The organism is Colwellia sp. Arc7-D (assembly GCF_003061515.1).
Classification (GTDB): Bacteria; Pseudomonadota; Gammaproteobacteria; order Enterobacterales; family Alteromonadaceae; genus Cognaticolwellia.
The window spans coordinates 113671-139747 of the sequence record NZ_CP028924.1; the positions used below are offsets into that span (position 1 = coordinate 113671).

General features: G+C 38.0%; 25 protein-coding genes and 1 pseudogene. 18 read left to right on the top strand and 8 right to left on the bottom strand.

Going from position 1 to position 26077, the window contains the following annotated elements; genetic code table 11:
* The first annotated feature begins 183 nt into the window (after positions 1–183).
* The 3 genes from DBO93_RS00460 to DBO93_RS00470 are packed head-to-tail and all read left to right on the top strand — an operon-like array spanning position 184 to position 2075.
* A complete protein-coding gene (locus tag DBO93_RS00460) occupies positions 184–792 on the top strand; it encodes an energy transducer TonB (RefSeq protein WP_108454575.1) in 609 nt (202 codons plus the stop codon).
* Positions 793–801: 9 nt separating this feature from the next.
* Positions 802–1368: a sigma-70 family RNA polymerase sigma factor gene (locus DBO93_RS00465; protein WP_239059048.1), complete on the top strand. Its 567-nt coding sequence runs from the start codon at positions 802–804 to the stop codon at positions 1366–1368.
* On the top strand, positions 1365–2075 hold the full coding sequence (locus DBO93_RS00470) for a TonB family protein (RefSeq protein ID WP_108454576.1): 711 nt from the start codon (positions 1365–1367) through the stop codon (positions 2073–2075). The genes DBO93_RS00465 and DBO93_RS00470 overlap by 4 nt, the downstream gene beginning before the upstream one ends.
* A gap of 93 nt (positions 2076–2168) precedes the next feature.
* Here the strand turns inward: DBO93_RS00470 and DBO93_RS00475 are convergent, their stop codons facing one another.
* Together DBO93_RS00475 and DBO93_RS00480 are read right to left on the bottom strand one after the other, a co-directional pair.
* On the bottom strand, positions 2169–2885 hold the full coding sequence (locus tag DBO93_RS00475) for a PepSY domain-containing protein (RefSeq protein WP_239059049.1): 717 nt from the start codon (positions 2883–2885) through the stop codon (positions 2169–2171).
* Positions 2882–3658: a PepSY domain-containing protein gene (locus tag DBO93_RS00480; RefSeq protein WP_275403669.1), complete on the bottom strand. Its 777-nt coding sequence runs from the start codon at positions 3656–3658 to the stop codon at positions 2882–2884. Before DBO93_RS00480 ends, DBO93_RS00475 begins: the two co-directional genes overlap by 4 nt.
* Positions 3659–4013: 355 nt before the next feature.
* Here DBO93_RS00480 and DBO93_RS00485 point away from each other — a divergent pair, with 355 nt between their 5' ends.
* The 3 genes from DBO93_RS00485 (at position 4014) to ahpF (ending at position 7672) form a co-directional block, all read left to right on the top strand.
* Positions 4014–4430 (top strand): hypothetical protein, encoded by a 417-nt coding sequence (locus DBO93_RS00485; RefSeq protein WP_108454577.1) that lies wholly within the window; start codon positions 4014–4016, stop codon positions 4428–4430.
* Between the two features lie 960 nt (positions 4431–5390).
* The gene (gene ahpC, locus DBO93_RS00490) at positions 5391–5960 is read left to right on the top strand and encodes an alkyl hydroperoxide reductase subunit C (protein ID WP_108454578.1); all 570 of its coding nucleotides are present in this window, start codon (positions 5391–5393) and stop codon (positions 5958–5960) included.
* A 113-nt stretch (positions 5961–6073) separates the two neighbouring features.
* Positions 6074–7672 carry an alkyl hydroperoxide reductase subunit F gene (gene ahpF / locus DBO93_RS00495; protein WP_108454579.1) on the top strand — a complete coding sequence of 533 codons (1599 nt, stop codon included), beginning with the start codon at positions 6074–6076 and terminating at the stop codon, positions 7670–7672.
* A gap of 147 nt (positions 7673–7819) precedes the next feature.
* On the opposite strand, the gene oxyR is transcribed toward ahpF, so the two are convergent.
* Positions 7820–8719 (bottom strand): DNA-binding transcriptional regulator OxyR, encoded by a 900-nt coding sequence (oxyR, locus tag DBO93_RS00500; RefSeq protein ID WP_162533685.1) that lies wholly within the window; start codon positions 8717–8719, stop codon positions 7820–7822.
* Positions 8720–9013: 294 nt separating this feature from the next.
* Positions 9014–9379 (bottom strand): cupin domain-containing protein, encoded by a 366-nt coding sequence (locus DBO93_RS00505; RefSeq protein WP_108454580.1) that lies wholly within the window; start codon positions 9377–9379, stop codon positions 9014–9016.
* Positions 9380–9648: 269 nt separating this feature from the next.
* Between DBO93_RS00505 and lexA the strand changes: the two are divergent.
* The 5 genes and pseudogenes from lexA to DBO93_RS00530 all read left to right on the top strand — a co-directional run.
* Positions 9649–10251 (top strand): annotated as a pseudogene (gene lexA, locus DBO93_RS00510) (transcriptional repressor LexA); the annotation flags it as partial.
* Between the two features lie 603 nt (positions 10252–10854).
* Entirely contained in the window at positions 10855–12351 is a 1497-nt protein-coding gene (gene coxB, locus DBO93_RS00515) for a cytochrome c oxidase subunit II (protein WP_108457690.1), read from the top strand.
* 81 nt (positions 12352–12432) lie between these two features.
* Positions 12433–13968 carry a cytochrome c oxidase subunit I gene (gene ctaD, locus DBO93_RS00520; RefSeq protein WP_239059160.1) on the top strand — a complete coding sequence of 512 codons (1536 nt, stop codon included), beginning with the start codon at positions 12433–12435 and terminating at the stop codon, positions 13966–13968.
* Between the two features lie 11 nt (positions 13969–13979).
* Entirely contained in the window at positions 13980–14564 is a 585-nt protein-coding gene (locus DBO93_RS00525) for a cytochrome c oxidase assembly protein (protein ID WP_108454583.1), read from the top strand.
* A gap of 30 nt (positions 14565–14594) precedes the next feature.
* Positions 14595–15479, top strand: coding sequence for a cytochrome c oxidase subunit 3 (locus DBO93_RS00530; RefSeq protein WP_108454584.1), 885 nt, complete (start codon positions 14595–14597; stop codon positions 15477–15479).
* A gap of 71 nt (positions 15480–15550) precedes the next feature.
* Here the strand turns inward: DBO93_RS00530 and DBO93_RS00535 are convergent, their stop codons facing one another.
* Entirely contained in the window at positions 15551–15760 is a 210-nt protein-coding gene (locus tag DBO93_RS00535) for a DUF2909 domain-containing protein (RefSeq protein ID WP_108454585.1), read from the bottom strand.
* A 51-nt stretch (positions 15761–15811) separates the two neighbouring features.
* Between DBO93_RS00535 and DBO93_RS00540 the strand changes: the two genes are divergently transcribed.
* From DBO93_RS00540 to DBO93_RS00560, 5 genes are all read left to right on the top strand, one after another.
* Positions 15812–16555, top strand: coding sequence for an SURF1 family protein (locus DBO93_RS00540; protein WP_108454586.1), 744 nt, complete (start codon positions 15812–15814; stop codon positions 16553–16555).
* Positions 16556–16639: 84 nt separating this feature from the next.
* Positions 16640–17200: a hypothetical protein gene (locus tag DBO93_RS00545; protein WP_108454587.1), complete on the top strand. Its 561-nt coding sequence runs from the start codon at positions 16640–16642 to the stop codon at positions 17198–17200.
* Between the two features lie 25 nt (positions 17201–17225).
* A complete protein-coding gene (locus DBO93_RS00550; protein ID WP_108457691.1) occupies positions 17226–18209 on the top strand; it encodes a COX15/CtaA family protein in 984 nt (327 codons plus the stop codon).
* 9 nt (positions 18210–18218) lie between these two features.
* Positions 18219–19136: a heme o synthase gene (cyoE, locus tag DBO93_RS00555; RefSeq protein ID WP_108454588.1), complete on the top strand. Its 918-nt coding sequence runs from the start codon at positions 18219–18221 to the stop codon at positions 19134–19136.
* A complete protein-coding gene (locus DBO93_RS00560) occupies positions 19136–19807 on the top strand; it encodes an SCO family protein (protein ID WP_108454589.1) in 672 nt (223 codons plus the stop codon). The genes cyoE and DBO93_RS00560 overlap by 1 nt, the downstream gene beginning before the upstream one ends.
* A gap of 118 nt (positions 19808–19925) precedes the next feature.
* On the opposite strand, the gene DBO93_RS00565 is transcribed toward DBO93_RS00560, so the two are convergent.
* Positions 19926–20975 carry a polysaccharide deacetylase family protein gene (locus tag DBO93_RS00565; RefSeq protein WP_108454590.1) on the bottom strand — a complete coding sequence of 350 codons (1050 nt, stop codon included), beginning with the start codon at positions 20973–20975 and terminating at the stop codon, positions 19926–19928.
* Positions 20976–21073: 98 nt separating this feature from the next.
* On the opposite strand from DBO93_RS00565, the gene DBO93_RS00570 reads away from it, so the two are divergent.
* Positions 21074–22405, top strand: coding sequence for an MATE family efflux transporter (locus DBO93_RS00570; RefSeq protein ID WP_239059050.1), 1332 nt, complete (start codon positions 21074–21076; stop codon positions 22403–22405).
* Between the two features lie 25 nt (positions 22406–22430).
* Here the strand turns inward: DBO93_RS00570 and DBO93_RS00575 are convergent, their stop codons facing one another.
* Positions 22431–22667, bottom strand: coding sequence for a hypothetical protein (locus DBO93_RS00575; protein WP_108454591.1), 237 nt, complete (start codon positions 22665–22667; stop codon positions 22431–22433).
* A gap of 27 nt (positions 22668–22694) precedes the next feature.
* Entirely contained in the window at positions 22695–23273 is a 579-nt protein-coding gene (gene nfuA / locus DBO93_RS00580) for a Fe-S biogenesis protein NfuA (protein WP_108457693.1), read from the bottom strand.
* A 323-nt stretch (positions 23274–23596) separates the two neighbouring features.
* Between nfuA and DBO93_RS00585 the strand changes: the two genes are divergently transcribed.
* On the top strand, positions 23597–26077 hold the full coding sequence (locus DBO93_RS00585; RefSeq protein WP_239059051.1) for a M14 family zinc carboxypeptidase: 2481 nt from the start codon (positions 23597–23599) through the stop codon (positions 26075–26077).

Genomic DNA, 26077 nt, shown 5'->3' on the forward strand with positions numbered 1-26077 from the left:
TACTTTTTGAATTTATTTTATTTTATTTTATTTTATTTTATTTTATTTAATTTTATTTAATTTAACCCCATTACTTCTTGTTCATCGTTTTACTAGTAAGTCAGGAGTTGGCCGCTGGCTTTGCGTGTGTACACACCTCTTTAATTTACATTAATTTTAGTCATAAAATATTGAGGAAAAACGATGAAGAAAATCATAACGATTACAACTCTAGCGGGAGCAACGACCTTTGGTTTATTTGCTTTTATGGCATATTTAGTAAGTAACGATCAGGTATTGCCCCCTGAAGTGATGCCTAATTTAATTGTTGAAGTTGCGCAATTACCTGACGAGCGCCCGGCTGAAATTAAGCCCGTATTTAAGAATGATCCACCCCCAACACCTAAGCCTATGCCAAAAACTTTTGAACCAGTGGTGGAAACAAGTGTTATAGGTGATTATCATTACGATACTCAAGGGATTAAAATCGCAAGCTCTTCGCCTAACCTACTATTAGGTAATAATACTCGTGATAATGATGCTCGACCTATTGTGCGAATTAATCCTAAATATCCAACGGGTGCTGCCAGAGAAGGAATAGAGGGTTGGGTTAAATTACGTTTTGATATTAACGCGCTAGGTGGTGTTACCAATATTGAGGTTATTGACGCTGAACCGAAGCGGGTATTTAATCAAGCAGCTAAACAGGCATTAAAAAAATGGAAGTATCGGGCCAAGTCAGAAGCTGGAGAAACAGTTACTCAGCAAGGTTTAACCGTGCAGTTAGCGTTTAATATGGATCAACAAAGTTAGGGAAATAATTTGCAGTTACCTTCGATGATAAAGGGTTGGTATAACCCAAACGCTAGTCCTGAAGTGTTACTGACAAACTATAGGGCAACCGGTAAAAATAAGTACCTTTCTTTGCTGGTTGCGCAATTTAATTTGTCGCTATATCACTATGTTTTGAGCCAATCTAATAAAGAAATAGCGGAAGATGTTGTACAAACGACATGGCTAAAGGTGATACAAACTCAACAACAAAATAGCGTACAAACCAATGTAAAAAGTTGGATTTTCACTATTGCTCGCAACAGCTTAATTGATGAATTTCGTCGTCAAAAAAAGTGGCAAATTCAGTTGTTAGATGAAAATAAAATGCTTACGGTAAACCTTGAAAAATCAATACAGAGTGCTGACAGATTAACACAATTTAATGCTGCGCTTGAGCAATTACCCTTTTTACAAAGGGAGGCTTTTATCTTTCAACAAGAAGGTTTTTCAGTGTCAGACATATCAACGTTAACCAATGATAGCTTTGAAACAATTAAAAGCCGTTTACGCTATGCCCGCAATAATTTAAATCATTTGCTAGGAAGCCAATCATGAGTACCGATAATTTTGATAATGAGCTTTCGAGACTTTATCAACAAAGAAAAAATCAAACCCAAGCGACCGATATTACTCTAGATTTAGACAAAGGTATTAAGTTAAAGCGTTCGCCTTGGCATGTTGTCGCTATATTTTTAATGGGAGGTGTGGCGTCTTTTGGCATAATGGCTATTGTTACCCATTTTGCAAAACCAGCTGTACATGGCATTAGTGAACAATATATTCAGCATACTGTTCGCATCGTTGAATTAGGTGAAGTTATATCTCAAGAGCAAGGTTTAACTATCGTTAATCCGGAGTTGCCTCCTCAACCGTCGAGTTTATCACCAAAAAACTCACAAAACCGTCATGTTAGCCTAGATGAAATTGTATTGTTAAAGCCACAATTACCTGTTCAAAAAGCACTAAAAAATTCGCTTAAAGTACCAAAAATCAACGCCCAGTTAATTGACATAAGACCCATTCATCGTGTGATGCCCGAATACCCTAAGTCGGCCCTGCATGCGCGAAAATTTGGTACAGTTAAGCTTCAATATCGCATTTCAAATGAAGGTAAAGCAGTCGATATTGCTAGCTTGAATAAGCAAGTTGATCGTGTGTTAGAACGCTCGGCTAAAAAGGCATTAACACAATGGCGCTATCCTTTAGAAAGCAGCAGTGATCAGCTACGAGAAGTTGAATTTGAATTTAATTTGCCACAGTAACGGGTTTGTTCAGTGGCAAATAGGCATTGTTGTTCAATTATTCGAGTTTATCCGGCTACATAGCATGAATGTTTAGCGAAAATTCATGCTATGTCAGCGTTTTATACGATACTGGCCTTTGCGAAGCAAATGTATCGTCCATAGTAATCCCGAAAGCGTTAGCCACAGTGTGACAAAAGCGAATAACATAATTTGAATTGTGTTGAAGTTACCGGCGCTACCATAATCCATAAAATGCAGCATAAAGAAAAAATCGGCAAAGCGTTTGTTGCTATTGCTGTGGCCAATAATGCGTCCTGAGCCTTGTTCAACGTAAACACTGGTCTCTAGGTTATCATCAAAATTTATTTGCCAACTTGGGTTTTTATCCTTCAGAAAGTCTTCATTCGGTGGGGCTATTAAGTTGACTGAGCCAATGCTACCAGGTCCAGAATAACTTGCTTGAGCAATCGTTGTTGCGAGCTGTTTATCAACTATTGTGAGTTGGCCCGTGATGGCATTAACAATATGGTATCGATTTGTGAAATGACGATATAAACCTTGTTGTTGAGTTAGCAGGTAATAAGGTTGTGAGAGAATAGTGGCTTGATTAAGTTCAATAGTTTCAGGGTAAGCTTTGAGTATACGTTCAACGGGCAACAAGTCTGTGTTTGTTGTTGATGGCGCTGCTATTGCTTGGCGATAAGTATTACCGCGTGCTTTTTCACGATCAATTACATTAAATGTTAAGCCACTGACTACCCAAATAAGTAATTGCAAACCGATGAGTAATGAAGCCCATTTATGGATTTTTCTTATCCAAATAATCATCGATTATCTCCATTTGGCAATTGATTCTCTCGTTGCTTGTCTAGCTGATTATATCGCTGATTTTTTTTGCGCTTATTACCGCGCTTATTGCGGGAATTTATGATCGGTTTAATGACTTTAAAATATGTCAGCATTAAGCCACTTAGCGCAGCTAACAGTGCAAAAGAAGCTATAAAAAATAATAACCAATTACTGGTATCTTCATCATCGCCATAATCCATAATATGAAAACGGAACATCCAATCAAATAGATACCAAAACTGGTGACGCTTGCTAACAACTTTACCGTTATTGGCTGAAATATAAAGTGTTGGCGAGGTAAAGTGGTCAAATTCAACCTCCCATACCGGTAAGTGTCGAGCACTGAGTCCAAATGATGGATTTGATGAAATTAGCACTGTATGAGTAATGTTGTCATTGCCAGAATAGTTATGTTTGGCTATAGCCATTGCTCTGGATTGATTTAAAGGTGATAACGTTTCGCCAGTTTTAGCATCGACAATATATTGTTGTTTGGCGATGTTAAAGCGATAAACTTCACGGTCAACTAATAAGCCAACACTCAAATTTTTTGCTTTCGGGTATTGCTGAAATAGTTTTTCTGTTGGGTAGGTTAAATTTTCAGGCTTTATGCTATTTTGATGAGATATGACCAAACTATTACCGTGAATATAGTCGATATCAAAAAACACCATATAGGCGCCAGTAACCGACCATATTACAAATTGCGCGCCAATTAATAACATTAACCACCGATGAACTTTATGGCTGATATTAAAAAGCTTTAAACGCTTTTTTCTGGTGGCTTTAGTGTTAGTGTTTTTCGTATTAATGGTGCCGTTCTCCAAGAATTACTTTCATAAGCATTCATCTGTAATATTTGTGCTGCAATACTAGCGCTATCACTTAGCTAATTCTTCACAAGCTATATTTAAAATACAGCCAATCATAATAGCGGAGTAGCTTATATGCTTTTTTCAAAAAATTCAGCTAAATCTACCCGCGAATAGTTTAGAAAGTTAGTTATGATATTGATATAGTTACTTTGTCATTGCCAGAAAAATCAAATTAAAGCGGTAGTGTTCATCATTTTCCTACCCACTCATTATCATAAAGGTGACAATCATCATGGATATTATGAATGAAGCTCTGCCCATTTCTATTAACGTAAGTGATGCTCTAGCTGCCGAAATAAAAAATATATTATCTATTAGCAATAAGTTATCAGCACAATTAAATTTTCATACAATGACAGCAAATTGGTATGGAGAAGAAGAGAATGTTTTGTCGATTAATTTTTATCTTGTATCTTTTGTCGAACTTAATAATTTAGCCAAAAATATTGATAAAGCTGATGTTGATAAACTTGCTGACGATGTGTTACTCAGCTCAATACAACGTGTATTAGATTGTCATGTTGCTATTACTGATACAGAGTTAGTATTAATAGAAAAACAACCTAAGCTATTGTCGGGGTATCTGGCTAAAAAGCTTACAAAAGTACTTAACTTAATTGCCGATAGACAGGGGTTTGTGCATATATAGTGCTATGGCAATGTAATTTTTATGCATCAAAAATCAATAAAAGACCTAAAAACTATAATTAAGTTATATTAATTTAAAATAAAATTGAACTAAAGCTGAATATGATGCTCTGACTTAATAAGAGATTCTCCCCTCGGTTTTGTTTTTATTATTGTTTTATATTAGTGTTTTTATATTGTTATACGCTCCTCATTTGAGGGGCGTTTTTTTTGTTTATTTTTTACCTAATAGGTATTGGTTTATTCAGCACTTAATTTACTTCATTTCACCAAGTATAAAATACTGACTTTATATTTTATAAATTAAACAAAACAACACAATTAATTGTTTAAGGTGAATAGAAAAAAACACTATGAAATTTTATGTTAAATAAAATTGAACTAAAGCTGAATATGATGCTCTGACTTAATAAGAGATTCTCCCTCGATTTTGTTTTTATTAGTGTTTTATATTGTTGTTTTATATTAGTGTTTTTATATTGTTATACGCTCCTCACATGAGGGGCGTTTTTTTTGCCTGCGAAAACGTTCTTCATAGGTGTAGTGCTTATGTCTAAAAAAAATGACATTTTATTTTTATCCCAATTGAACTAATTTTAATTAAGTTACTCTGACTTAATAAGAGATTCTCCCCTCGGTTTTGTTTTATTAGTGTTTATGTTTTTATTATACGCTCCTCATTTGAGGGGCGTTTTTTTTGTTTAAATTTTAAGTCAATCTGATCTAATCGGCATTAAGCATTTTGAGCAACACCTTTTATTCAATGTAATGTCCGAGAACAATTAATGCTTTCAAATCGATAAAATATGACGTTAACCGCGGCGACACCTATAACTTTTTTATAGCCATAGGTTTTTCCTATCAAGATGATAAATTCAAACGATTGTTCCTATTTAAAATGTCGACGTATCATTCTCCCAACTTAACAAGCACTCATATTTTTAAACAAGTGGAGATACACATGTACCAATCAATTATCAATTCAACTATTCAACCATTTAACGCAACAGCATTTAGTAAAGGCGAGTTCGTAGAATTGTCAGAAGCTGACGTAGCAGGTAAATGGGCAGTATTTTTCTTCTACCCTGCTGATTTTACTTTTGTATGTCCTACAGAGTTAGGCGATATGGCTGACCATTATGCACAGTTACAAGAAATGGGCGTTGAAGTTTACTCAGTATCAACTGATACACACTTTACACACAAAGCGTGGCACGGAAGTTCAGACACCATTGGTAAAATTCAATATCCAATGATCGGCGATCCAACGGGTAAAATTACTCGCAATTTTGGTGTCATGATCGAAGACGATGGTTTAGCACTTCGCGGTACCTTTGTTGTTAACCCTGAAGGCGAAATAAAAATTGCTGAAATACATGACTTAGGTATAGGTCGTTCTGCAAAAGAATTAGTACGTAAAATTCAAGCAGCACAATATGTAGCTGACCATGACGGTGAAGTTTGTCCAGCAGCTTGGCAGCCAGGTGCAGAAACATTAACACCATCTTTAGACTTAGTAGGCAAAATTTAAACTAAGACAAATATTGCCGCGATTGAAAATGTATATCGCGGCAACGTTTACACCCAAGTATTAAAATCAAAGAACCTTGAATCCTATTCATCATCTTTCTCGAAGGAATAACCATGTTAGATACAAACTTAAAGCAACAACTAACAACCTATTTGCAAAATTTAACATCGGCTGTTGAATTGTCAGTATTTTTAGGTGACGACGTAAAATCAAAAGAATTAAATGCCTTGGTGGCAGAAATTGCACAAATGTCAGCATTAGTAACGGTTGTTGAAGCTGATGCAAGTAACGAACGCGTGCCATCAATGTTAGTAAAGTCAGTTAAAACAGGTGGCGAAATGCGTTTTGCCGGAGTACCTATGGGGCATGAATTCACTTCATTAGTACTAGCCTTGTTGCACAGCGGCGGCCATCCAATAAAACTTGATAAAGCGGTTATTGAGCAAGTGGCAGCACTGGAAGGCAACTATAGCTTTGAAACCTACATCTCTTTAAGCTGTCAAAATTGTCCTGATGTAGTGCAAGCTTTGAATATGATGGCAGCAATTAATCCACAAATTCAACATGTGATGGTGGATGGCGCTTTATTCCAAGAAGAAGTGTACAAACGCGATATTTTATCGGTTCCTGCCGTATATCTAAATGGTAAAGCGTTTGGGCAAGGCCGTATGACAGTAACCGAAATTTTAAATAAAGTAGATACCAATGCGGGTGCGAGACAGGCAAAAACCATAAACAATAAAGCCGCTTTTGACTTATTAGTGATTGGTGGCGGACCTGCAGGCGCAGCATCAGCGATATATAGTGCACGTAAAGGTATTCGCACGGGTATAGTTGCCGATAAATTTGGTGGCCAAGTGCAAGATACTATGGCAATTGAGAACTTTATCTCAGTCAGTGCGACTGAAGGTCCAAAGTTAGTCGCGAGTTTAGAGGCGCATGTTAACGACTACGATGTTGATATTATGAATAATCAGCGAGTAAAAAACATTATCGAAAGCGATGTTGAAGGTGGTCTAATTACTGTGGAACTAGAAAATGGTGCCACCTTACAAACACGTTCTACCATAATTGCCACAGGGGCAAGATGGAGAGAAATGAACGTAACTGGCGAGCAGGAATATCGTGGTAAAGGCGTGGCTTATTGTCCTCATTGTGATGGTCCTTTGTTCAAAGGTAAATCAGTTGCGGTGATCGGCGGCGGAAATTCAGGTATAGAGGCGGCAATTGATCTAGCCGGACTTGTTGAACACGTAACGGTATTAGAGTTTGATAGTAAATTACGTGCTGATGCAATATTGCAAAATAAAGCACGTTCGATGTCGAATATTGACATCATTGTTAATGCTCAAACCACGGAAGTATTAGGTAATGGCAAGCATGTTACTGGGCTAAACTACCTTAATCGTGCCACCAATGTGCAAGAAACCATAGAACTTGCCGGTATATTTGTTCAAATTGGTTTGGTACCTAATTCTCAATTTTTAAAAGGTAGCGTTGATTTAACCGAGCGTGGTGAAGTTATTATTAATCAAAAGGGTGAAACTAATCTCGCAGGTGTTTATGCCGCTGGAGATGTAACTAACACACCTTTTAAACAAATTATTATTGCCATGGGAAGTGGCGCAACAGCTGCGTTAGGTGCATTTGATTACTTAATAAGAACACCAAATCCACTTGAAGATAAAGGTATTAACGACGTTGCCGCATAGTTTTGGGTAGCTTTAGTTATAAAAACGCTATTGTGATAAGCAATAGCGTTTTTTGTTGTCTAGTTTTTAGCTAGCGAGTGATCACAGAAAACCTTTGCTCAAAAATTGTTAAATAAAATTATTAAGCAAAGCCTTTAAATAAAATTATTAATCCAATAAGCCCTTTACGGCAAAGCGAATATGACTAACAACGGCTCTAACACTCTCCATTCTTGCGTAGCCAGTTCGGCAAAGTAAGACAATTTCGCGCATAGGTTGTGGATGTTGAAACGGAATATAATGTATATGTTTTTGTGGTGCATAATTCATAGTCGCTAGCTGCGGCATTAATGTAATTCCCATATTACTTGCCACCATGTAACGCAAAGTTTCAAGGCTAGTAGCTCGAAAACTATGATCTTCTTCAGCCCCAGCACTAAAACAATAACCCATAGCTTGGTCTCTTAAACAATGCCCATCTTCTAAAGTAAGAATTTTTTGATTGTGTAAATCATCAAACGTTACGGTAGATCTATTAGCCAGAGGATGTGATGCAGACGTTGTCATGACTAAAGGCTCGGTAAATAAATCATATCGTTCAAAACGTGCCATTTCTGGTAGCCAAGGCAAAATTAAAATATCGAGCTTGCCTGTTTCCAACTGTTGTAATAAATCTTGCGTTCTATTTTCATGAAGATAGAAGTTTATTTTTGTTAGGTTACTGTTCAGCGCTGGCATAATATGCGGCAGTATATAAGGTGCTAGCGTGGGGATTAAACCTATGTGCAAATCACCCGAAAGGGGATCTAATAAAGCTTTAGCCGCTTCTTCAAAGTTATTTGCTGCGTTTAGTACTTGCTGGGCTTGTTGAACGAGTTTCTCGCCTGCCGGCGTTAGCATTACGTTACGAGGTTGTCGCTCAATTAGCGTTAACTTAAGTCGTTGTTCTAACTTCTGAATTTGCCCACTTAAGGTAGGCTGGCTTACAAAGCAAGCATCTGCTGCATGTCCAAAGTGCTTGTATTGCGCGATAGCTGTTAAGTATTCGAGATCTCGTATTTTTATCATTGTTAAAATCTATGGCAATAAGAAATTTAATAGTTAATAGATTTTAACTTAAGCACATAGCTTTGGCTACATTGCACTAAAATATGCAATGAGCTCAAAGCGCTGTAGGCATTTATTTAAAAAGAGTGAATGCAGAGAAGTAAACTTTCAGTACAAAATATGTTAATTCTTACAATGAATTTGTTCGTTTTGAATGAACTAAACGTCATCATTAGCTTTATCTGGTCTTGTCTGTTGAAAATCCATGATACTCAATCCATCACTCATTAAAAAACTCATCATCAGTCTGATAAATTATACCCATAGGTTATTTTGAGCGGTGAGGTTAGTGGTTTCATCACCCGTATTAACGACACCTTTGGGCTCTATTATCATAATTTTACATTCTTTATTAGCAACGGGCTTATGTTCAATACCTTTAGGTATTACAAATAATTCGCCCGAGGATAGGGTGACAACACCATCTGGTAATTCGATATTAAGTTCACCTTCAATCACAATAAAAACCTCATCAGTATCAGGGTGGTTATGCCAAACAAACTCACCTTCAACTTTAACTAATTTAAATTGGTAATCATTCATTTCAGCGATTACACGAGGGGACCAATGGTCGGAAAATTTAGTAAACTTATCTTTAAAATTAATGACTTTAGATAGCATTTTTACTCCGATGGAATTTAGCACTATGGCAATACTACATTATTCAATAATCTTAAAACCATCAATGCCTGAATTAATCTATTTATCATTGATAAAATTGATTTGTCGATGGCATGTTTAAACAATAAAAAACGCTAACTTTCATTAAAATCAGCTGACTCGATTATTCATTGAACAATAAGATCTTGCGTTTACTCTAAGCCTGTATACAATAACAGTAATACTGTTTAAAAATACAGGCTTAACCTTCAGTCGCTTAAGGAATATAAATGCGCCCTTTAACACCAAGACAACAGCAGATATTTGATCTGATTAGAGAAAAAATTTCAGATACAGGTATGCCACCAACGCGAGCTGAAATTGCGACTAACTTTGGCTTTAAGTCAGCCAATGCAGCAGAAGAGCATTTAAAAGCATTAGCTAAAAAGGGCTATATAGAAATGCTGCCCGGTACATCACGCGGTATTCGCCTTGCAGAAGAATTTATACAAGAAGATGGATTACCACTTGTTGGACGAGTTGCAGCAGGGGAGCCTATTTTAGCGCAAGAGCATGTAGAGCAGCACTATAAAATTGATGGCAGTCTATTTCATCCTGCGGCTGATTATTTATTACGTGTTAGCGGCGAAAGTATGAAAAATATAGGTATTTTTGATGGTGACCTACTAGCGGTTCATCAAACAACAGATGTACAAAATGGCCAAGTAATTGTTGCTCGTGTTGAAGATGATGTTACGGTTAAGCGCTTTAAACGTGAAGGCAATGTGGTTTATTTACATGCTGAAAACGACGATTTTTCACCTATTAAAGTGGATTTAACATCTCAACAATTTAATATTGAAGGATTGGCAGTGGGTGTAATTCGATCGGGCCGATTGGATGTAATCACTTATTCATCTACTTTAATTATTTTCTCTTCATTTCCCGTAACATTAAGCAGATTTAAACTAAGCGTTTAAATCTGCTTTTGCTTATATTTGGTCATACATTATCCCACTTACTTTTTTAAACTGAGTTATTGTGCTATTCGCTCGTAAAATCGGCTTTATGCAGGTTTTTTATACAGCGCATTGTGTGGCTGATTATTTATTATTCAGTACAAAAAAACATCTCAGAACAAAAAACAAACATTCTACATACCCTTTTAAAAATGGACGCTTCGCTTAGTTTAGGGTTAATACTCTATTGTATTTATTGGTTTTTATTTTTCATGCTTTTGAAATTTTAATTTGACCCCGATCAAGTTTTAAGTAATTCTAGTCTAGAAAACGTACAAACATAACAATAGGGCGTAATTGACGGTTGTCTGTTAATGCGTCACTTAAATAATAATAAATGTATGCGCAAAACAGTCAGCTTTCATGATGAATCTGTGTTGTTTTGCCTCAAAAGGGTGAAGGAGATGTCGAGTGAAGAGACGTAACCTAGGTTTGCTGTTGCTAGGGGGCTTGTTGTCCAGTTCGGTTTGGGCAGATATGCCACTGAATTTGACCAAGGGCGTTACGGATGTCAGTAGAGACGTATATGATTTACATATGCTGGTACTCTATATCTGTACTGCTATTGGTGTTGTGGTATTTGGTGCCATGTTTTGGTCTATGGTTTTTCACCGTAAATCAAAAGGCTTTAAACCATCAACCTTCCATGAAAGCACAAAAGTTGAAATTCTTTGGACGGCAATTCCTGTCGTTATTCTAATCGCGATGGCTGTTCCTGCCACTATTACGCTCATTGATATGGAAAATAACGATGATGCGGATTTGACGATTCAAGTTACTGGTTCTCAGTGGAAATGGCATTATAAGTATTTCGATCAAGATCTCGAATTCTATTCAGTACTTTCTACTCCGCGCGAGCAGTATGAAAACCAAGACGGTACTTCAGCAGAGAAAGGTGAAAACTACCTGTTAGAAGTTGATCGTCATTTAGTTATTCCAACCAATAAAAAAGTACGGTTTGTTATTACTTCTGATGATGTTATTCACGCTTGGTGGGTACCGGCATTTGCGGTTAAACAAGATGCTAACCCTGGCTTTATTAATGAAGCTTGGACGAAAGTAGATGAACCTGGTATTTATCGCGGTCAATGTGCTGAGTTGTGTGGTAAAGATCACGGTTTTATGCCGATTGTGGTTGAAGTTAAATCAGAAGCTGATTATGCGATTTGGCTTGATGAACAAAAACAATTGAAGGCAAACGCAGCAGCTGCTGAAGCGGCTTCGTTAAATGCTTCTGTTCCTCTAGAAGAGCTAATGCAACTCGGTGAAACAACTTACACTGCTTATTGTGCTGCTTGTCATCAAGTTAGCGGTCAAGGTTTACCTCCAGCATTTCCTGCCCTTAAAGGCAGTGCTGTTGCTACAACAGGTCCAGCAAGTGAGCACATAGATATAGTGTTTAACGGTAAAGCTGGTACAGGTATGCAAGGTTACGGCAAGCAATTAAGCTTAAAAGAAATTGCTGCAGTCGTTACTTACGAGCGTAATGCTTGGGGTAACAATACGGGTGATGCTGTGCAAGCTGCTGACGTAAAAGCAGTGTCGGGCGCCGCAAGTACCGGTATTTTAGATGTTGTTGAAGATGTAGTAGAAGATGTAACAGAGCAAGTTACTGACGTTATTGACGACATTATGCCTGAAGAAGATTTAGCCAAGGTTTATAGCAAAGATGAATTAATGACCATGGGTGAAGAAGTTTACATGACCGCATGTGCTGCATGTCATCAAGCGAGTGGAGCTGGTATGGCACCAGTATTTCCAGCACTTAAAGATAGTGTAATTGCTAAGGGCGACGTAACAGTTCATATCGACATGGTTCTCAATGGTAGCAAGAAAAATCCAGCAATGGCTGCATTTTCTGGCCAATTAACTAAAACGCAAATTGCTGCGGTTGTAACTTATGAGCGTAATGCTTGGGGTAACAACACCGGTGATTTAGTCCAGCCAGCAGATGTTGCTGCTAGCGCGAAGTAGGGAGGCGTTATAATGACTACAGATGTAATTAATGATCAATCCGAACATGATTCACATGACGGTGAGCACCATGATCATAAAATGACCGGCCTGAAACGCTGGTTATATACCACTAACCATAAAGATATCGGTTCGATGTACTTATGGTTCTCATTTATTATGTTCTTAACTGGCGGTGTAATGGCGTTGGTTATCCGCGCTGAGCTATTTCAGCCAGGATTACAAATAATTGAGCCTGACTTCTTTAACCAAATGACCACGGTTCACGGTCTTATTATGGTTTTCGGCGCAATAATGCCAGCCTTTACTGGTTTAGCTAACTGGATGCTACCTATGATGGTTGGCGCGCCAGATATGGCATTGCCACGCTTGAATAACTGGAGCTTTTGGATACTACCATTTGCTTTCGCTATTTTATTGTCGACTTTCTTTTTAGAAAGTGGCGCGCCTAACTTTGGTTGGACTTTCTACGCACCATTATCAACGACATACAGTAACGGTAGTACGGCGCTGTTTGTATTTGCGGTACATATTATGGGGATTTCCTCAATTATGGGCGCGATTAACATCGTTGTTACCATTATGAATATGCGTGCGCCAGGTATGACCTACATGAAAATGCCATTATTTGTTTGGACATTTTTCATCACAGCTTACTTGTTAATTGCGGTAATGCCGGTGCTCGCGGGTACCGTCACTATGGTGTTAACCGATACCTACTTTGGCACCAGCTTCTTTGATGCCGCCGGTGGTGGTGACCCTGTAATGTTCCAGCATATATTCTGGTTCTTTGGTCATCCTGAAGTTTACATCATGATTTTGCCAGCCTTTGGTATTGTATCTACTACCATTCCAGCATTTTCACGTAAAAAACTCTTTGGTTATAGTTCAATGGTTTACGCGACTGCATCAATTGCATTCTTATCGTTTATCGTTTGGGCGCATCACATGTTTACCACGGGTATGCCGCTATTTGGTGAATTATTCTTTATGTATTGCACCATGTTAATTGCCGTACCTACGGGTGTTAAGGTCTTTAACTGGGCTGCAACTATGTGGCGCGGTTCAATTAGCTTTGAAACGCCAATGTTATTCTCTATTGCCTTCGTGATTTTGTTCACTATTGGTGGTTTTTCTGGCTTGATGCTAGCGATGACTCCAGTGGATTTTCAATATCATGATACTTACTTTGTTGTTGCTCATTTCCATTATGTATTGGTTACAGGTGCGCTATTCTCTATTTTTGCTGGCGCATACTACTGGTTACCAAAATGGACGGGTTACATGTACAACGACACCTTAAGTAAATGGCATTTTTGGTGTTCATTGATCTCAGTTAACTTATTGTTCTTCCCAATGCACTTTTTAGGATTAGCGGGCATGCCTCGTCGTATTCCTGATTACGCTTTGCAGTTTGCAGATTTTAATAAGTGGGTCAGTATTGGTGGTTTTGCTTTTGGTATTTCGCAATTAATTTTCTTGGTGTTGGTTATCAAGTGTATTAGAGGCGGAGAAAAAGCTCCTGCGAAACCTTGGGATGGCGCAGAAGGATTGGAATGGACAGTGCCTAGCCCTGCGCCATACCATACTTTTGAAACACCACCAAAAATTGATTAATTGGAAATAAAATGACTAACGGTGAATCGCAAAACAAGTTGTCAGAACAAGCGCAAGCAAAAACGCATGATGCGTCAGTGAAAAAAACAGTAAAAAAGCTGATGTTAATCGTTTTTGGTATGTTTGGTTTTGGTTTTGCGATGGTACCGTTATATGACGTGTTTTGTGATATCACTGGGTTGAATGGAAAAACCTCTAACGTGGCAGCAAGTTACGATGCTGTATCGATAGATACCGAACGTACGATTACCGTGCAATTTTTGACTCGAACAGCTAAAGGTATTCCTTGGCGGTTTGAGCCAATGATTAACGAAGTGAAAGTGCACCCAGGTGAGCGTAAAGTCGTTACATTTTACGCAAAAAATGAGTCTGTAAACGATATTATCGGCCAAGCTGTGCCGTCAGTATCACCAGGGCGGGCTGCGATTTATTTTCAAAAGATAGAGTGCTTTTGTTTTAATAATCAGCCGTTAAAAGCCAGTGAAGATGTTGAAATGGGTTTACAATTTTATGTTGATGTAGACTTACCCGATGACGTATCTACTATCACCCTGTCTTACACCTTATACGATATTACAAGCTCAGTTGATTCTTAAGTGCTTAGCACTTAAATGAGGGGAACAACAATGACGACAAAAGAATACGAAAGTTATTACGTACCAGCGCAAAGCAAATGGCCAATAATTGGGGCTGTAGCGCTGTTTTTGATTGCCGTGGGTGCTGGCAATTATGTCTCAAATTTAAATAATCCTGAAAATGCAGGCGGTGGCTGGGTTTTACTGGCTGGTGTCGCATTGATTATTTATATGGTTTTTGGCTGGTTCAATAATGTTATTACCGAGTCAATGGCTGGAAAATATAGTCGTCAAATGGATAATTCATTCCGTCAAGGTATGAGTTGGTTCATCTTTTCAGAAGTCATGTTTTTTGCGGCATTTTTTGGTGCGTTACTTTATGCTCGTACTTTCTCTGTGCCTTGGCTTGACGGTGCAGGCAATAATGCTGCAACAGCCGCTATACTATGGCCTGAATTTACCGCAACTTGGCCGTTAATAAAAACACCTGATGGCACTGAAACGACCGCTATGGGTTGGTATGGTTTACCATTAATTAACACCATTTTATTGTTAACGTCATCAATTACTGCACATTTTGCACATGTTTCATTAGAACAAGAAAAACGTGGATTATTAAAGTTTTGGTTAGGTTTAACGGTAGTTTTAGGTATTGTTTTTCTGTTTTGCCAAGGCCTAGAATATGCGCATGGCTATGCTGATGAAATGAAACTGTATTTAGACAGTGGCATTTACGGTAATACCTTTTACTTGCTAACCGGCTTTCATGGTATGCACGTAACCTTGGGTACCATCATGTTGTTAGTGATGTTAATTCGAGTATTTAAGGGACATTTTACACCGAAAAACCATTTTGCATTCCAAGCCGCAAGTTGGTATTGGCATTTTGTTGATGTAGTTTGGGTAATACTGTTTGTTTTTGTTTATATTATCTAAAGTATTTAATAACGACAAAATTGAGTAAGTTATTGAAGGTACGATATTATCAATATCGTACCTTTCATTATTTAAAAGGGGCGTGGATTAGGCGTGATAACCCCAGTAAATATACCGATAACAAGCAATAAAATGATGACGACGGATGTTATAACTCTACGGCCGATATATTTAGACATAGGTGGCTTGTCGGAATCATTTTTATTCATGATAAATAATGCTCTAAACAAGTTGTAAATCATAAAGGCTAATAAGCCGACAACAATAATTTTAATTAACACAACATTCTCTCTTTTATAGTCTGTTTTTAGTTAGTGAACATGCGGTAGTCTATGAATCTGGTATTAATTCAGCACAAGTTAAAACAACTTAATTGGCCGATGGTTATATTTACCATGCTAGTATTTTCGTTATTAATCAAGCTCGGATTTTGGCAAATTGAACGGGCTTTTGAAAAAGAGCAACGTCAACAACGCATTAAAACGTTAAGCCAACGCAACGCATTATCGTTAGAGCAAATATTAGCGCTTAAAGGCTTGCAAGACGGAATTAATGATTTACCCATAGAGGTAAGTGGGAATTTTGATGCTGATAAAGTTTTTCTGCTTGATAATCAGCCTGATAAAGGGCGCTTAGGCTATCGGGTATATCAAATTATTGAAAGTAACGGCGCTGCTATTTTAGTTAACTTAGGTTGGGTGCAAGGCTCGATTGACCGAAGTGTATTACCTGAGATATTACCTGTTAGTGGTCAACATACCATGACAGGTCATGTTCGAGAAATTGAAGTGGGTATTCAATTACAAGCGCAAAATTTCACTGATTCAAACTGGCCGCTGCGAGTACAACAAATAGAAATCGATAAGTTTTCGCAATTAATCAACAAGAAACTATTGCCCTTTGTGGTTTACTTAGATAAAAAAGAGTCTATAGGATATAAAAAAAATTGGCAGCCGATCGTAATGCCACCTGAAAAACATCGAGGATATGCTTTTCAATGGTTTAGCTTGGCATTAGCTTGGATAAGTTTAATGATTTGGGCCGCTATAAAAATGAGTAAAAAAGATCCATCATAAATGACTAAAATAATCTGAAATAAAAATGAGTAAGTAGAGTAGAAAATACCGAAATCAAATAATAAGAATAAAAGGCTGAGTTGTATGAGTTCTTCAGAGTTAAATAAATCGCGCCGCAGTATGTTAATTCTCTTAGCGGTATTTATTATCCCGATTGTGCTAGCTAAATTAGCACTAAACCAACAATGGTTTAATTATGGTGTCACCAACCAAGGGCAGTTAATTGATAATGAACTGACTTTGGCAAAACTTGGGCTAAATGTAGACGATTTTGATCACCAATGGTTGATGTTATACACCTTACCAGCAACATGTGATGAACAATGTGAAAAAGTTTTAGTCAGCGTTAACAATACCTATATAGCACTTGGTAAAGAAATGCCGCGTGTTAAACCTATCGCTTTAACTCAACAAGATTTAAGTCCAGCACAAGCTGAAAAAATTAATATTAAGAAATGGCACATTCAAGCTATGCCTGCATTAGCTAAAGTTGAGATTACCCAGTCACAAGTGCTTATTGTTGATCCACTAGGCAATGTCATTTTAAGCCATATACCGCCAAAAAGTCATGAGCAATTGCCGCACTTTGGTAAGTCAATATTAGCCGACTTTAAGAAGTTGTTAAAATATTCAAGGATTGGCTAATATGAGAACACAAAGCTCATCGGATATTAAAAAACTCGTTTTTGTTAGCATTTTATTAGCCATAGTTGTGGTCAGTTTAGGTGCTTATACTCGATTAACTCACGCCGGACTTGGTTGCCCTGATTGGCCAGGCTGTTACGGTTTTATTGACGTGCCAAAAACAAGTGAACAAATTTTGGCTGCTGAAAAAGCATTCCCTGATCGCCCAGTAGAGCATCACAAAGCTTGGAACGAAATGATTCATCGTTACTTTGCTGGCGCCTTAGGTTTTTTAATTCTAATTATTGCCTTTTTGTCGATTAAACGTCGAGCGCATGGTGGCCCCGTGGGTTTGCCTATTTTAATTTTGTTAGTGGTGATATTTCAAGCCGCACTTGGCATGTGGACCGTCACCATGATGTTAATGCCTGTGGTTGTCATGGGGCATCTGCTCGGGGGCTTTACCACTTTATGCTTATTGTTTTTACTGTATTTGCGTTTGGGAGATTATCGAGTACCCGGCGGTGATGTTGCTTTAAAAAAATATGCTAAGTTTGGTGTGTTAGGTATTATTATTTTAGTTGGGCAAATTAGTTTAGGTGGTTGGACATCGTCAAATTACGCCGCGCTAACCTGTACTGAGCTACCTATTTGTCAAGCTGGTTGGATGGATCAGCTAAATTTTGAACATGCGTTAGATCTAATACCGCCAGAGAAAGATAGTTACGAATTTGGTCATTTAGATCATGCGTCGCGTTTAACCATTCATGTGATGCATCGCATTGGTGCTATAGTAACAACGCTTTATTTATTATGGTTTGCTATCAGTATATACCGTAAAGCTCAGTCACCATTTTTTAGAAATGCTTCATTGAGTTTAGGTTTTATTCTTAGCGTACAAGTTGGCTTAGGGATAAGTAATGTTTGGTTTTCATTACCGTTAAGTGTAGCGGTAAGTCACAACGTGGTTGCTGCCATGTTAATGATGTCATTAATTACTATGACATACAGTTTAAAACGGAAAATTTAGGGGCATAATATGAGTCAAAGCAACACGGTAGAAGCGAGTCATAGCGCACCTAGTACGCCCATTTGGCGTGATTATTATGAAATAACAAAACCACGCGTAGTGGCATTGTTAGTGTTAACGGCTTTAGTGGGCATGTGTTTATCTGTGCCTGGCGTTATTCCTTGGCAGGTTTTAGTGCCATCCATGATAGGCATTGGCTTTTTGTCTTCAGCCGCCGCTGCCATTAACCACATTGTAGATGAACGTATAGATAAAGTGATGGGGCGAACTTATAATCGACCATTACCAAACGGCAGGCTTACTGCACGCAGCGCCACCATCTTCGCGATCAGTTTAGCCGTGGTAGGCTTTATCGTTTTATATGCGTTAGTCAACCCGCTCACTGCTTGGTTAACCTTCTCAGGTCTTGTAGGTTATAGCTTTATTTATACTATGTATTTAAAGCGCGCTACCCCTCAAAATATAACCATTGGCGGTTTAGCTGGAGCGATTCCCCCTTTATTGGGTTGGACAGCAATGACCAATGAAGTACACCCCAATGCGCTATTATTAGTACTTTTGATATTCACTTGGACACCACCTCATTTTTGGGCGTTAGCTATTCATCGAAAAGACGAATATGCCAAAGTTAACATTCCTATGCTGCCGGTTACTCACGGAGTAAACTTCACTAAAACTCAAATTTTACTGTATACGGTATTGCTGTTTGTTGTGGGTTTATTACCGTATTTAGTCGGTATGAGTAATTGGTTATATTTAATTGGTGCAGTGGTTTTAAACTTGGTGTTTTTTGCTTATGCTTGGAAATTAAAATTTCATGCTGATGAAGAAACTGCCATGGATACTTTTAAGTTTTCTATTGTGCATTTAATGGCATTATTTATTATTCTCTTACTCGATCACTACTTATTACCGGTTACCGGCTAATGAACAAAATAGTTACCTTGATAGTTGCATTAGGTGCACTTGCGGCCGGTATCGTGTTATTTGGTCAGTTAAACCAAAAGGCGCCAGTTGAATTTGCCTTACATTATCAACAAGCACGAGATATAAAAACCTTTGAGTTAACTGATCATCTCGGCGAAAAGTTCAATAATGAGTCGCTCAAAGGTAAGTGGAACTGGGTGTTTTTTGGTTATACATCTTGCCCTGATGTTTGCCCAACAACACTGCAAGAACTGAACTTTATCTACGATGATTTACAAGCGATAACAAATAACAACCAAGTTTTGCTAGTTTCTGTTGACCCTAAACGTGATACGCAAGAAAAGCTTGCAAGTTATATTGGTTATTTTAATCCTGAATTTAAAGCTTTGCATGGTGATCATGGGGCATTATTTCCATTCGCGAGAAACTTAGGTTTAATGTATGCGATTACTGAGCCTGAAGTTGATCTGCAATTGAATAGTGATGCCATAGAAAACCACGGAGCAACAGTAACTAACTACTTAGTTGATCACAGTGCATCATTAGTATTAATTAATCCTGATGGCAAAGTAGAAGCTATTTTTAAGCCAAAACAAGCGTTGGGTGAAGTGCCGGTGATTGAAGGTAATAAACTTGTAAGTGATTTTGCAAAAATAGTCGCGTTATATTGAGTTAAGTTTAAAGCAACAACAAAATTAAACTCGGTATTTATGAGGTGAAGTTTTTAAACTATTTTCCACATAAATGCCGAGCTGATAACTTCGCTACTCACAGTTTATTCTGTCTTATTTATAACGGATACCATTCTCGATTTTCTTTGAGAATAAACCAAGGTTTTGAAAACCAATAATATCTACCAGGTTCACTAATACTCGGTGCAGTACAATTACAGCGTACACGACCTGGCTGTAATGGCGAACTAAAATTAATGGTAAAGCTTTCGTCGTTTTGCCATTCAATTTTTTGTCGGCCTAAGCCAGAAATATAACAATGTAGCTGATCAGGTTCAAAGTCATCAACTTCCACATTAACGGTTAGTGAAGAAGATTGACCTTGCTCAAAGATGGTTTGTAGATTGTCGCCTTTAAGCTGAATGTTAAAAGGTAATGACTCTAGCTTATCTCGCAGGCTTGAAAGTTGGTCGTAGGGTTGCGAAGCAGGAAATCGCGGAATACTGGTCACGTCAGTATTCAAACTAACAGCCCCAGATTGCTGTGAAAATGCAACAAAGTTATTATCACGTACCCATTGTTGAACTTCTGGACTGAACTCACCATAAGGATAGGCAAAGTAGCGCCAGCTCTGGCCAGTTTCTGCTTTAATCATTTCTTCAGCACGTAATAGCGTTTCTGTATTTTTGGCTAACCAAGCTTGGGTGGTCATTCCGTCTGGCGTTCGGGCTAACGAATCATGGTGCATGCCATGGTTGGCAATAATTACACCGTCATCAGCCATCACTTTTAATTGTTGCCATGATAGAAAATGTGAAGTGTTCTGTCCTACCATCCCCGGGTTGATAAAGATGGTAAAAGGAAAGTTATACTTGTCTAAAATTGGCTTACCATTGGTTAAAATGTTGATATAAGCATCATCAAAGGTGATCACTACCGTTTTATCGGGTAAAGCTTGTTGCTGCTTAATAGCGTCCATTAAGGTGGATAAGGCAATTACTTTAAAGTTATTGTCTTTAAGATATTGCATATGTTTTGAAAATTGTTCGGGGGTAATGCTAGTGCTAGCTGGAGTGTCTTCACTAACATGATGATATTGTAAAATAACAGTAGCAAAACTGGTGAAATGTATGCAAAAGCACAACGCTGCCAAGAGACGGTATTTCATGGTAATCTTCCTGCAAAATATGGGAAATTAAAGACAGGCGTAAAATAGCTTTTTTTTAACACTTTATATAGCCCAATTAACAATAAAGGTCAGCTTTTTTGAAATTCAATGATTTAGATCGGCATAAGCAATTGTTCGTACTCGCTTTACCGATGATTTTATCAAATATAACCGCACCTTTATTAGGCTTGGTTGATACTGCAGTTATCGGGCACTTATCTCATGCTTATTATTTGGGTGGAAGTACGGTCGGGGCGATGATTATTACGGTCATTACTTGGCTTTGTGGTTTTTTGAGAATGTCGACAACGGGCTTGTCGGCACAAGCGTTTGGTCAACAAAATGATCAATCAAACTGCTTAATATTACTCCGCGGTATCATTGTTGCTTTCACCGTTGGCTTGGTGGTTATTCTGCTGCAAGGCGTTTATCTAGATATAGCACTTTCACTCGCTGGAGGCTCTGAGCAAGTTCAGTTTTATGCTCGAGAATATAGTGAAGTGCGTGTATGGGGCTTGCCTGCGGCATTGGCGAATTTAGTCATTATGGGCTGGCTACTTGGCAATCACCAAGCGAAAGCGGTGATGTGGTTAGTTATTACGACAAATTTAATTAATTTAGGCTTAGATCTACTGTTTGTTATTGGTTTTGAATGGCAAGTTAAAGGTGTGGCATTGGCGACCTTAATTTCAGAATACAGTGGCTTAATTATAGGGTTAATCTTTGTATTTAAAAACTTTCAGCACAAATTTATTGGCTTGTTTACCAATGCACAGCAACTTTTTGAGGCGGTGTTAGAGCGCTCGGCATTACTTAGCTATTTTAAGCTTAATCGAGATATATTAATTCGTACTTTATGCTTAGAAGTTTGCTTTGTATTTATGACTTTTCAAGGTGCACGACTAGGTGATGATGTCATAGCGGCCAATGCGATATTGATGAACTTTTTGTTATTAATATCGTTCGGTTTAGACGGTATCGCGAATGCTGCCGAAGTTATGGTGGGTAAAGCAAAAGGTGAAAATAACCAAAAAAATATGTTTGTCAGCGTGAATATCGCACTATGTTGGACCGGCATCTTTGCTCTGGCTTATAGCTTAATGTTTTATCTAGCGGGTAATTATTTTATTACAACCATTTCAAATATAACCGAGGTTGTTGATTATGCACAACAGCATTTATTCTGGATTGTAGCGCTGCCCATACTCGCTTGTTGGTGTTATTTATACGACGGTGTGTATGTGGGATTAATGCAAGCACATATTATGAGAAACAGCATGTTAATTGCTACTTTTGGTTGTTTCTTTCCGGTGTGGTGGTTATTACAAGATTATGGTAATCATGGATTGTGGGCTGCATTTTCTGTTTTTATGTTAGCGCGTGGAGTAACGTTGGCTTGGCACTATCAACGAAATAAACATGCTTTTTAATGAGTCTGCATGCTTATGGTTTTATCTAAGGTTTAGTGCGATTAAAAATATGATACAAACGATTAGCAAATAACCCGAGGTAGCCGTAAATAGCGAGCAGACAACCGATAGCTAAGATCGCAATGCCTATTATTTGCCAAATATGACTTTGGTAAAGCCCTAAAAAAATAAAGCAGGCACCAATAATAAAAAGGCCAAGTCCTCTGAGAAAACGCTGCATGCTGCGTTGAGGGTCTTGGCCTAGCTTTTCTAATAATGACATTACTAAACTAACGAATACTAAATGTGATTAGTAATATGAATGTTCACCACGTTCGTGTTCAGTCATATCTTTAACACCTTTAATTTCATCGCCCATCATGTCGATTAATTGCTTTTCAATGCCGTCTTTTACCGTAACATCAATTTGAGCACAACCATTACAGCCGCCGCCAAATTGCAAGACAGCATAGCCGTCTTCGGTAATTTCCATTAATGTACATTCGCCGCCATGGCCAGCAAGTTGCGGATTTACTTCAGCTTTTAAAAAGTAATCAACACGTTCGAACAAAGGAGCGTCATCACCAACTTTACGCAATTTAGCATTTGGCGCTTTTAGCGTTAACTGAGAGCCCATTTGATCTGTGGTAAAATCAATTTCAGCTTCTTCTAAAAATAATTTACTATCGGCATCGATATAAGCTGAAAAATGCTCAAATTTTAGTTCAATATCGTCAGCTTCTACAGCGTCAGCTGGACAGTACGATACACCACATTCTGCGCTTGCTGTGCCCGGGTTTACAACAAACACACGGATACTTGTACCTTCTGCTTGACCAGAAAGTAGTTTTACAAAATGTTCTTGTGCAGTTTCTGAAATGTTAACCATCATACTATTTTACTCTCACTACTGGGTGGAACTTTTTACAGGGATTGAGTTTTCAATACCCGACTATTTTACTCAAGTATCACCATTTTACTCTTCTCAGTCGTTTGGCGCTAGTCCTAGATGGCATAATTTATATACTCCTAATCTGAAAAGGGATAAAGCTTGTAGATAAACGATTAATTATATGAAGATAACTAGTTCAAAAGGCATAATTTTGTTATTTTATCAGTAATCAATTAAGGAAAGCCTTTATGTTCTTATCGTGTTGTCGAATTGTAATATTTTTTTTATTAAGCACCTCGTTTGCTGTGTTCAGTGCGAATGTGAGTACTTATTTACCCAGTGATAGTGTTTATAATCAGAAAATACCTACGCCAGAGTCTACTTTAGGTTTTGGTATCGGTGAACGTCACCCTCGTCATGACCAAGTATTAAGTTATTTACAAAAAGTGGCAGTAGCTTCTGATCGAGTTAATATTGAGGAGATGGGTCGAACCACGCAATTTCGTTCACAAGTTTTGCTGACGATTTCTAGCCCCGATAATCTTAATAATATTGATGAAATTTTAGCAAGGCGCTCAAATATAGCAGCGTCATCTAAAGATCCTATTGTGGTCTGGCTAGGCTATAGTGTGCATGGCGATGAAATCAGTGGTACCAATGCCGCCATGGTGGTTGCATATCATTTAGCTGCCTCACAAGATAAAGCTGTTGCCGATATGCTCAACGACACTATTATCGTTATAGAGCCAAGTCTTAACCCTGACGGTATGGACAGATTTGTTAATTGGGTAACTACACATCGTGGGATCGCCGAGAACCCTGATCCAAACCATATTGAACATCATCAAAATTGGCGTACTGGTCGTACTAATCATTTTGGTTTTGACTTAAACCGAGATTGGTTGCTTTTATCGCAAAAAGAAAGCCAAAATCGCTTACCCTATTTTCATCAATATCAACCAAATGTGCTGGGTGACTTTCATGAAATGGGCGCGAACGGTAGTTATTTTTTTCAGCCTGGCATTCCAACACGAACCCACCCTTTAACACCGGAAAAAAATACCGAATTAACACAGTTGTTAGCAACTTATCATGCAAAAGCGCTCGATAAAAAAGAACGCTTATATTACAGCGAAGAAAGCTTCGATGATTTTTATTATGGAAAAGGCTCAACTTATCCTGATATCAATGGCGGCATTGGTGTGTTGTTTGAACAAGCCAGTAGTCGTGGTTTTCAACAACAAACGGTTAATGGTTTATTAACCTTTGAATACGGTATTCAAAATCATGTATTAACATCGTTATCGACTATTGAAGGTGCGTGGAAAAACCAAGCTAAATTTAAAGATTATCGTCGAGACTTTTTTAAATTAGCTGAAAAACAAGCCAGTGATGAAAGTTTTAACGGTTATATTTTTACCGAAACAAGTGACCATTATCGGTTACAAGCTTTCTTAAGTAAGTTACAACAACATCAAATTAAGGTTTATCCGCTTAAGCAAGATTATAAGCGTCATGAGCTAACATACATTGCTGAGCAGAGTTATTATATTCCGTTAGAGCAGCCACAATATCGCGTAATCAAGGCTTTGTTTAATCAACAACAAAACTTTGAAGATAATACTTTTTATGATGTTTCAGGCTGGACATTACCACTGGCAATGAATATCAAGTTTGATCAAGTTAGTAGTACTTGGGGCTTAAAAACACAAGAAAAATCTTGGCAGCCTAGCGAGGCAAAAGCAACTGAAGTAAGTGAATCAGCTTACGCTTATGCATTTGAGTGGCATGACTTTTTAGCACCTAAATTGTTAAACAAAATTACTAACGCCAACATTACAGCAAAGGTCGCTACTAAAGACTTTTCAGCGACAGTAAATGGCAAAGTTAAATCGTTTAATCAAGGCACTATTATTGTACCTGCTGGCATTCAACAAGTTGAAAACTGGCAGAGTATTTTGACTGACTTAGCGGCGCAAAGCCAAATACCGTTGAACGCTTTAGATACGGGGTTAACGGCGAAAGGTATTGATATAGGCAGTAGCTCTTTTCGTCCAGTATCGGCACCTAAAGTATTATTAGTGGGAGGCAAAGGCGTTTCACAATATGAAGCAGGAGAAATGCTTTATTACCTTGATAGCTTGCTTGAAATACCAGTAACGGTAGTCGAAATGCAAAGATTAAGTGCCATTGATTTAGCCGAATACAGTCATATTATTATGGTGGATGGGAAATATAAGGCTTTAAGTACTCAGGTAGTGGGAAAGTTTGCATCATGGGTGGCTAATGGTGGCGTAATTTTTGGCCAAAAAAGTGCTGCTCAATGGTTATCAACTAATGAGATACTTAAAATTGATTTTGTCAGCAAAAATCATATCGACCAACTGTTTGATACCGACAAGTTAACCTATGGTGATAAAGAAAAACTCTCTGCAAGAAAGCGCATTGCCGGTGCTATATTTAAAGCCGAGTTAGATATTAGTCATCCACTTGCTTACGGTTATCAACAAAGTGAATTACCCGTATTCCGTAACAGCACTATTATTATGGAGCAAACAGCAAAACCCTTCATTAGCGTAGCAAAATATAGCAAAACGCCTTTACTCAGTGGCTATTCAGATCAGAACTTGGTTAATCGTTTAGCAAATAATCCAACACTTGTTGCTCATAACGTTGGAAAAGGGCGAGTTATTGCAAGTACCGACGACTTAGTTTTTAGAGGTTACTTTTTAGGCAGTATGAAGATAGTGGCAAACAGCTTGTTTTTTGCCAAAGCGTTTAGCGCAACCTTAGCAGAGTAA

Excerpts from the sequence above, each read along its gene's own strand:
- DBO93_RS00460 (WP_108454575.1), top strand. The coding sequence starts at position 184 with ATGAAGAAAATCATAACGATTACAACTCTAGCGGGAGCAACGACCTTT.
- DBO93_RS00470 (WP_108454576.1), top strand. The coding sequence starts at position 1,365 with ATGAGTACCGATAATTTTGATAATGAGCTTTCGAGACTTTATCAACAA.
- DBO93_RS00475 (WP_239059049.1), bottom strand. The coding sequence starts at position 2,885 with ATGATTATTTGGATAAGAAAAATCCATAAATGGGCTTCATTACTCATC.
- DBO93_RS00485 (WP_108454577.1), top strand. The coding sequence starts at position 4,014 with ATGGATATTATGAATGAAGCTCTGCCCATTTCTATTAACGTAAGTGAT.
- ahpC (WP_108454578.1), top strand. The coding sequence starts at position 5,391 with ATGTACCAATCAATTATCAATTCAACTATTCAACCATTTAACGCAACA.
- ahpF (WP_108454579.1), top strand. The coding sequence starts at position 6,074 with ATGTTAGATACAAACTTAAAGCAACAACTAACAACCTATTTGCAAAAT.
- oxyR (WP_162533685.1), bottom strand. The coding sequence starts at position 8,719 with ATGATAAAAATACGAGATCTCGAATACTTAACAGCTATCGCGCAATAC.
- DBO93_RS00505 (WP_108454580.1), bottom strand. The coding sequence starts at position 9,379 with ATGCTATCTAAAGTCATTAATTTTAAAGATAAGTTTACTAAATTTTCC.
- coxB (WP_108457690.1), top strand. The coding sequence starts at position 10,855 with ATGCCACTGAATTTGACCAAGGGCGTTACGGATGTCAGTAGAGACGTA.
- ctaD (WP_239059160.1), top strand. The coding sequence starts at position 12,433 with ATGACCGGCCTGAAACGCTGGTTATATACCACTAACCATAAAGATATC.
- DBO93_RS00525 (WP_108454583.1), top strand. The coding sequence starts at position 13,980 with ATGACTAACGGTGAATCGCAAAACAAGTTGTCAGAACAAGCGCAAGCA.
- DBO93_RS00530 (WP_108454584.1), top strand. The coding sequence starts at position 14,595 with ATGACGACAAAAGAATACGAAAGTTATTACGTACCAGCGCAAAGCAAA.
- DBO93_RS00540 (WP_108454586.1), top strand. The coding sequence starts at position 15,812 with ATGAATCTGGTATTAATTCAGCACAAGTTAAAACAACTTAATTGGCCG.
- DBO93_RS00545 (WP_108454587.1), top strand. The coding sequence starts at position 16,640 with ATGAGTTCTTCAGAGTTAAATAAATCGCGCCGCAGTATGTTAATTCTC.
- cyoE (WP_108454588.1), top strand. The coding sequence starts at position 18,219 with ATGAGTCAAAGCAACACGGTAGAAGCGAGTCATAGCGCACCTAGTACG.
- DBO93_RS00560 (WP_108454589.1), top strand. The coding sequence starts at position 19,136 with ATGAACAAAATAGTTACCTTGATAGTTGCATTAGGTGCACTTGCGGCC.
- DBO93_RS00565 (WP_108454590.1), bottom strand. The coding sequence starts at position 20,975 with ATGAAATACCGTCTCTTGGCAGCGTTGTGCTTTTGCATACATTTCACC.
- DBO93_RS00575 (WP_108454591.1), bottom strand. The coding sequence starts at position 22,667 with ATGTCATTATTAGAAAAGCTAGGCCAAGACCCTCAACGCAGCATGCAG.
- nfuA (WP_108457693.1), bottom strand. The coding sequence starts at position 23,273 with ATGGTTAACATTTCAGAAACTGCACAAGAACATTTTGTAAAACTACTT.